Raw genomic sequence first — 1,593 nt, 5'->3', positions numbered from 1 at the left:
CTTGAGTGTTGTGATGTCATGAGAGAAAAATAAGACCCGCGACTCGCGGACTACGGATGCGAGAACTGTTTTTGTTGCTTGGCAAACAAGTTAGTAAACACTTGCGCGGCTGCCTGTCCTTGCAGAAGTTGGTCATGAGCAAACAAGATCAATTGTTCAATCAAGGCTTGCCCTTGTTGTCGCACAACTTCCCCAATGGTTTGGATGGGATGAGTCGGACGCTTGCCTCTAGGCGGCTTCGATGATGACGGTAAACAAGCAAGATGCAACAACGAGTATGCCACGAACACTAAACACCAATGGGATTGCATAGCTGACATAGCGCGTACGCGATACTGGTCGAGTCCGAGCAGTTGTTTTCCGTCCCGATAGAAGGTTTCAATCGTCCATCTTTGCAAGTACATGGACAAGGTTTGCTTGGCACTCCAGTCGGTGCGATTGGTCACGAGAACGGCATAAGACCCGCTCAAGTCGGCAGCTTCAAAGCAAATCACTAAGCGCACTTTGCCAATGCCAGAGAGACGAGTACACCCACTAAAGCACCCATAACTGCGGTCGTCAATGTCTACTTGTCGATAGGCAGAAGCTGGAATCAACGGCACTAACTCCTCGACTTTGATCACCCCATTGGCAGGCAGCGAAATGGGGTGTCCTTGTGCATCCCGCAACCCAAACCCGTACATCGATAAATTCCGGTTGCGTTTGAGTAAGCTGACCCAGTTCTTTTTGCGTTCTGCGAGTTGGTTGACAAATTCCGTCGTCAGATACCAACTATCCATCAATACAGTAGTAAACGGCAGACCTTGCTCAGTGGCGTGCTTCAGTAACTCATCAGCGATAGTCAGCTTCGTCCGAAACTGCTCATGTAATTGGGCAAATTCCGGGTCTTCTAACAAGGTGGCATCGAGCGCCTTGTGTAGCTTCTGACGGGCTTGAGTCGTCTTCGGAATCGCTTGGTCGGGGAAGGGCTTGGCAACAAACTGCTCCCACTGCGTCAAGTCTTCATAGCGACGATAGACCTTACAATCCACTGGAAACCGCACCGCACCACTACGATAGTGACTTGTCACCAGGTTGTGCGCCAACGGATAGCTGCTATCACTGTGATTGTAGTGTCGGTCAATATACTCAAACAAACCTCCCACATGCTCACACCATGTATCATCGACCAATAAGCACGACTGCTCTGCCTTTAACCGCACGTTCACCGTTTGCGCCAGCATGTACTGAATGCGATGGGCATTCATCGCGTCGCTCTTCCACGGCGACTCACTCAAAAATCGTGACAGATTTGTCTTGTCCGCGCTCTCCAGCGTACAGCGACTGATGTTACTCAAGCTCTTGTTCTCCAGCACGATTAGTCCCGTCAAGTAGGTCTGGAAGTTCTCATAGGCGCGTTCATCGCTGAACAAGTTCCGAAACGCTTCAGCCTGCTGCTCAACAATGGGAGCAGGGGCGACTATCGGCAGTTGCATGATCCTTGAACCTCCCTGACGAGCCTGAATTCATCTGCACTTTCCCGCATTCCTCACTCCTGTTCATCCCGCCATAGAAGGACTTCGATTTTTCTCCCTCGACATCACAACACTCAAG

1 protein-coding gene is annotated in these 1,593 nt (G+C 50.5%); it reads right to left on the bottom strand.

Going from position 1 to position 1,593, the window contains the following annotated elements; genetic code table 11:
• Nucleotides 1-50: 50 nt before the first annotated feature.
• Entirely contained in the window at nt 51-1,475 is a 1,425-nt protein-coding gene (locus tag C7B65_RS26855; RefSeq protein ID WP_073075375.1) for an IS701 family transposase, read from the bottom strand.
• Nucleotides 1,476-1,593 lie beyond the last annotated feature (118 nt).

The organism is Phormidesmis priestleyi ULC007, assembly GCF_003003695.1.
GTDB classification, from domain to species: Bacteria; Cyanobacteriota; Cyanobacteriia; order Leptolyngbyales; family Leptolyngbyaceae; genus Phormidesmis_A; species Phormidesmis_A priestleyi_A.
Note: the sequence above shows the minus strand (reverse complement) of the source record. Positions and strands in the feature narration are given on the sequence as shown.